The sequence below is a fragment of the Microcoleus sp. D3_18_C2 genome (genome assembly GCF_036702395.1).
Taxonomy (GTDB): Bacteria; Cyanobacteriota; Cyanobacteriia; order Cyanobacteriales; family Microcoleaceae; genus Microcoleus.
The window spans coordinates 59056-63637 of the sequence record NZ_JAUBTG010000034.1 but is presented as its reverse complement, the minus strand read 5'-3'; the positions used below and the strand labels follow the sequence as shown (position 1 = coordinate 63637).

At 44.1% G+C, this 4582-nt stretch carries 5 protein-coding genes; 2 read left to right on the top strand and 3 right to left on the bottom strand.

Going from position 1 to position 4582, the window contains the following annotated elements; all coding sequences use genetic code 11:
* Positions 1-1380, top strand: a 1380-nt coding sequence (locus QUA88_RS19445) for a DNA/RNA non-specific endonuclease (RefSeq protein WP_333057859.1), incomplete at its 5' end; no start/stop codon positions are given.
* Positions 1381-1455: 75 nt separating this feature from the next.
* On the opposite strand, the gene QUA88_RS19440 is transcribed toward QUA88_RS19445, so the two are convergent.
* On the bottom strand, positions 1456-2136 hold the full coding sequence (locus tag QUA88_RS19440; RefSeq protein WP_333057860.1) for a pentapeptide repeat-containing protein: 681 nt from the start codon (positions 2134-2136) through the stop codon (positions 1456-1458).
* A gap of 127 nt (positions 2137-2263) precedes the next feature.
* On the opposite strand from QUA88_RS19440, the gene QUA88_RS19435 reads away from it, so the two are divergent.
* Positions 2264-2830 (top strand): pentapeptide repeat-containing protein, encoded by a 567-nt coding sequence (locus QUA88_RS19435; RefSeq protein ID WP_333273235.1) that lies wholly within the window; start codon positions 2264-2266, stop codon positions 2828-2830.
* Between the two features lie 118 nt (positions 2831-2948).
* Here the strand turns inward: QUA88_RS19435 and QUA88_RS19430 are convergent, their stop codons facing one another.
* Positions 2949-3431: a pentapeptide repeat-containing protein gene (locus QUA88_RS19430; protein ID WP_333057862.1), complete on the bottom strand. Its 483-nt coding sequence runs from the start codon at positions 3429-3431 to the stop codon at positions 2949-2951.
* 172 nt (positions 3432-3603) lie between these two features.
* Positions 3604-4494, bottom strand: a complete 891-nt coding sequence (gene prmA / locus QUA88_RS19425; protein ID WP_333057863.1) for a 50S ribosomal protein L11 methyltransferase — start codon at positions 4492-4494, stop codon at positions 3604-3606.
* Positions 4495-4582 lie beyond the last annotated feature (88 nt).

The following is a 4582-nucleotide window of genomic DNA, read 5'->3' as shown; positions in this document are numbered from 1 at the left end:
CCGCAGGGTGGTAATCGGACTATTTTTTCTGATGCGATTCCTGGCTGGTCTTTTCATAATGGCGAAACGTCAGCGAGTGTAACTACAAGCAATCTAGTTGATGTGCATCAGCTATCTGCAACTGATGCTCCGGCTTTGCACGCGGAATTGGATCGGATTGGGGTCGATCGCACTCAACCAAATTATGCTCTGAAGCTAGAATCAGGTAAAAGTATTACCCACAACCGTTTTGTCGTGCCTGAGTCTGGAACTCTGCGATTTAATCTTCACGTACCTGAACTCAGTGGTGGCAACCTTATAGTTTCTTTAGAAGGAGATAATGGTGTTACCACACTGGAAACTATTAGCTTATCAGAAGCCAGTGGTCCTTACGATTCTGGCTACAATAACGCAGATACAAACAGAATTGGTTACGGAAATATCGGGTTTGAAACTTTCCATGTAGTAGATATACCAGAACCGCTACGAGGCAGGGTTGCTACAGTGAAGTTTGAAGTAGATAACGGCACGGTTTTTCTGGATGACGTTTTCTTTAAAAGTGTTCATCTAAAGTTGGGTAATCCAACTTTAGATGGTCAAAAAACTCGACCAGACGCTGTTAACAATGCCAACAACTATCTCATTGAAAAGCCACAGTATTCTCTCTCTTATAACGAGAGCAACAAAGGTCCAAATTGGGTAAGCTGGCAACTAAACAGAACCTGGATAGGTACTCTACAACCTCCTGAGAGAGATGACAATCTAGATCCTTTAGATCCTTTTCCTTGGAGGTCGGATAGCGAACTTCCCAGTGAATTAGAGACAACTGAGGGATGGGAGTACAGAGGTAGTGGTTTTGACCGAGGTCACATGACTGCTAGAGAACATCGTAACAGAACTCAGAAAGATCAGTTTGCTACCTTCTTGACAACAAACTTACTTCCACAAGAGAGAAGTAGTAATAGAACCGGTGCATGGCGACAGCTTGAACGCTTTAGTCGGCAAGTTGCTCAGAGGCGTGGTTGGGAACTTTACAATATTGCAGGAGGATATGATTCGATTAATGATGCCCTTCCGCCTGAAAATCCTCTCAACTTAGAAAACATTAACGTCCCTGAGTACACTTGGAAAGTTATTATGTTTGTTGAACCCGGTCAAGGAATAGCAGATATTACAGTAAACACACCTGTGATTGCTGTTACTATGCCTAATGGCATTGCTAATCCGCCAGATATAATTCCACCGCGATGGCAAGATCAAATAACTACGGTCAGAGAGGTCGAAGAACTTACAGGTCTAGATCTTTTGTCAAATCTTCCAGATGAAATCGAAAATGTAATTGAAAACCGGATTTATTCTGGACCTACTAACGTAAATGATTTTCCATCTGTGGTTACATAAGTCTTCACAGTTCTCAGTTTGCGCTGTTTAAGTTGAAGTTCTCATCTGGGGGAACTTCAGCTTAGAGTGGAAGACTCACTCACAATGGTCATTCCTCGTGCTGCCATCGGGCATGATTGTATTGCAGAAGATTGCCCCTTCAATTCCACTAATGTTAGCCAACTCTAAATCAACGATCGCTTCACTTAAATTTACTCCTGTTAGATTAGCTCTTGTGAGCAGGGGTTCACCTAGATAAGTATCTGTTAAACAAGCCCCAGTCAAGTTGACTTCCGCCAGTGATGCTTCTTCCAGGTTAGCTCCACTCAGGTCTGCTTGACTTAAATCTGCTCCGCTTAGGTCAGCTTCGGCTAAATTGGTTTTACTCAGGTTAGCTCCACTCAGATCAGCACAGTTTAATTGAGTACAGTTCAAGTTGGCTCCACTCAAATCTGCTCCACTCATATCTGCTTTAATCAAGCTGGTATAGAACAGGTTAGCATTGCTTAAGTTGGTACCAGATAAGTTCGCCTCACTCAAATCGCCATCGCATAGTTGGACGCCACTCAAGTTAGCACCGCTGAGATTAACATAACTCAGATTGGCCATCCTCAAGTTCGCACCGCTGAAATTGATACCGCTCAAGTAATTTTGACCTGGTTCGAGTTCTTCGAGGTCTTCCACGTTAGCAACGTTTAAGTTAGCATGACTTAAATCAACTCCAGGGAAATCTCTCTCTCCCGCAGCGTAACGTCTATATAGTTCTTCAACGTCCATAGCTTTCTTGTTCAAGCTGTTTATAATTTCATAGTAGCACTGTTACTTTTACTTTTTACCAATAAATGTATCAAACTGTGCGAGAGGTAGAACCAGTGAAAGTGTAAATAGATTAAAGAGGCAAGTTATGAACGCAGAAGAACTGCTCAAAAGGTACGCGGCGGGTGAAAGAGATTTTCGTCGTGTTAACCTACAACGTGCCAAACTAAGAGGCGTAAACTTGAGTGAGGCTGACTTCACTGAAGCTAACTTGATGAGCGCTCGTCTGCAAGAAGCCAATCTCAGGCGTAGCATTTTTAAGTCAGCTAAGTTGCAATTCGCTGACTTGAGCTATGCTATTCTGGACGAAGCAGACTTGTCTAATACTTATTTAGAAACCAACCTAGAAAGTGCTTCCTTGGAGAGAGCTAATCTAAGTAATGCCAAATTTAGGGGTGGTAATTTGGAATGTACTAATCTCCGGAATGCCAACCTGAGAAATACTCTTTTAGTTGAAGTTAGCTTGGAACGAGCCAATCTGGAAGGAGCAGACCTTAGAAATGCAATTATGGGTGAAACTTGTCTGTATGAGGCCAATTTGAGAGGAGCACTCGTTGAAGGTTGCGATTTAAGCGACAGCTACAAGCGAAATACTATCATGCCAGATGGACAAGTTGTGACTGATAAATATGCTGAGATGGAATCTGACGATTAACCAAATCGAGGAGTTGACTGAGCTTGACTTTTTCTCAAATATTCCCTCTGGAGATTGAGGAAATAATCGAATCATAAAATATGACGGGGTCTCAACCCCGTCAAAAGCCCCACACAAGTTAGGAGCCATTGTCACTTCTAATTGTGCCATCCGGCATGATGGTGTTGCAGAAAATCAAACGACCTTCTCCGGTGGCTGAAAAGTATGCACCCATCAAGTTGGCTCTGGTGAGATTAGTGCCAATCAACTGCGTACACTCCAGGCTAGCTTCTCTCAAGTCAACATCCACTAAGTCGCTTGCCAGTTCAGCATAATCCAGAATAGCATCCCTCAAATCACCACCCGTCAATATAGTAACCCATAAACTAGCAGAATCTAAGTTAGCACTGCTCAAATTAGCACCACTGAGATTAACAAAACTCAGATTAGCCACAGTCAAGTTAGCACCGCTGAGATTGATACCCCTCAAATCATTCTGACCTGGTTCGAGTTCTTCGATGTCTTCTACGTTAGCAATGTTTAAGTTAGCATGACTTAAATCTACACCCGGAAAATCTCTTTCGCCAGCAGCGTAACGCCTATATAGTTCTTCAACGTCCATAGCTTTCTTGTTCAAGCTGTTTATACTTTGATAGTAGCGCGATTACTTCTACTTTTTATCAATAAATATATCAAGCTGTGCGAGAGGTTGAACCCGATCGCATACCAAGTAATCCAGATGGCTCAGAAGGAATACAAATGTCCTAAAATCTCAACTCTCAAATCTCAAAACGCTAACTGCGCCGAATATTAAAACAACACCAATCTTGGCGCTTCCACAGAGTAGCCACAATCCAGCCGTGCTGTTCGAGAGTGTCGGCAATTGGCTTAGCTTGTTCGAGCAAAATGCCGCTGAGCACGGCCCAAGTAGTCGGTTTGCTAATTGCAGTGAACTGCGGGATTAAATCGATGATTACTTCTGCTAAAATGTTGCAGATCAAACCGTCGATCGGCTCATCGACCATTTCTTTCAAACGATCGATACTTCCGAGCTCTGCAACCAACTGCTGAGAATTAACGCGGTTGAGTAGTCTGTTGCTAATGGTCGATCGCACTGCCAAAGGATCTGTATCCAAAGCATAAACTTTTGTAGCGCCCAACAACACCGCGCCGATCGACAAAATACCCGATCCGCAGCCGATATCAGCAACGATGCACTCTTTGTCATCAAAACCGAGACGCATTTCCAGCGACTCCAGACAAAGTTGAGTAGTAGCGTGAGCACCCGTACCGAAAGCCACACCCGGATCTAAACGCAAAATAACGCGATCGGTATCAGTCGGTAAGGGCAACCAAGCCGGGTTAATTAAAAAGCGATCGCCCACTTCTTGAGGCTGCCAGTGCTCCTTCCAAGTGCTGCCCCAGTCTTCGTCTTCAATCAAATCCCACTGCATCGCAGGTAGGGGCAAACCTGCACACAGAGCATCTTGGCGCAGCCACAGAGACAGAGCGGCCAAATCCAGCAATCCTGCCTGTTCTTCGGGCAAATAAGCCGACATCAGGCAGGAATTGCTTTTGATCTCAGTAGCAGTTCCCCGACAGTTAAACCGTTCCAGACGCCAAAAGATGATATCTTCCAGCGCCGGATCGCAAAGAATTCTAATTTCCCACCAGCTATGTGCCATAACGATTTTAGATTTTAGATTTTAGATTTTAGATTGGCCCAGGGGAACTGGAGACTGGGAACTGGGGAGTGAGGAATGAGGATTGGCT

Bases quoted from the DNA above. Each gene is read 5' to 3' on its own strand.
- QUA88_RS19440 (WP_333057860.1), bottom strand. From the start codon at position 2,136: ATGGACGTTGAAGAACTATATAGACGTTACGCTGCGGGAGAGAGAGAT.
- QUA88_RS19435 (WP_333273235.1), top strand. From the start codon at position 2,264: ATGAACGCAGAAGAACTGCTCAAAAGGTACGCGGCGGGTGAAAGAGAT.
- QUA88_RS19430 (WP_333057862.1), bottom strand. From the start codon at position 3,431: ATGGACGTTGAAGAACTATATAGGCGTTACGCTGCTGGCGAAAGAGAT.
- prmA (WP_333057863.1), bottom strand. From the start codon at position 4,494: ATGGCACATAGCTGGTGGGAAATTAGAATTCTTTGCGATCCGGCGCTG.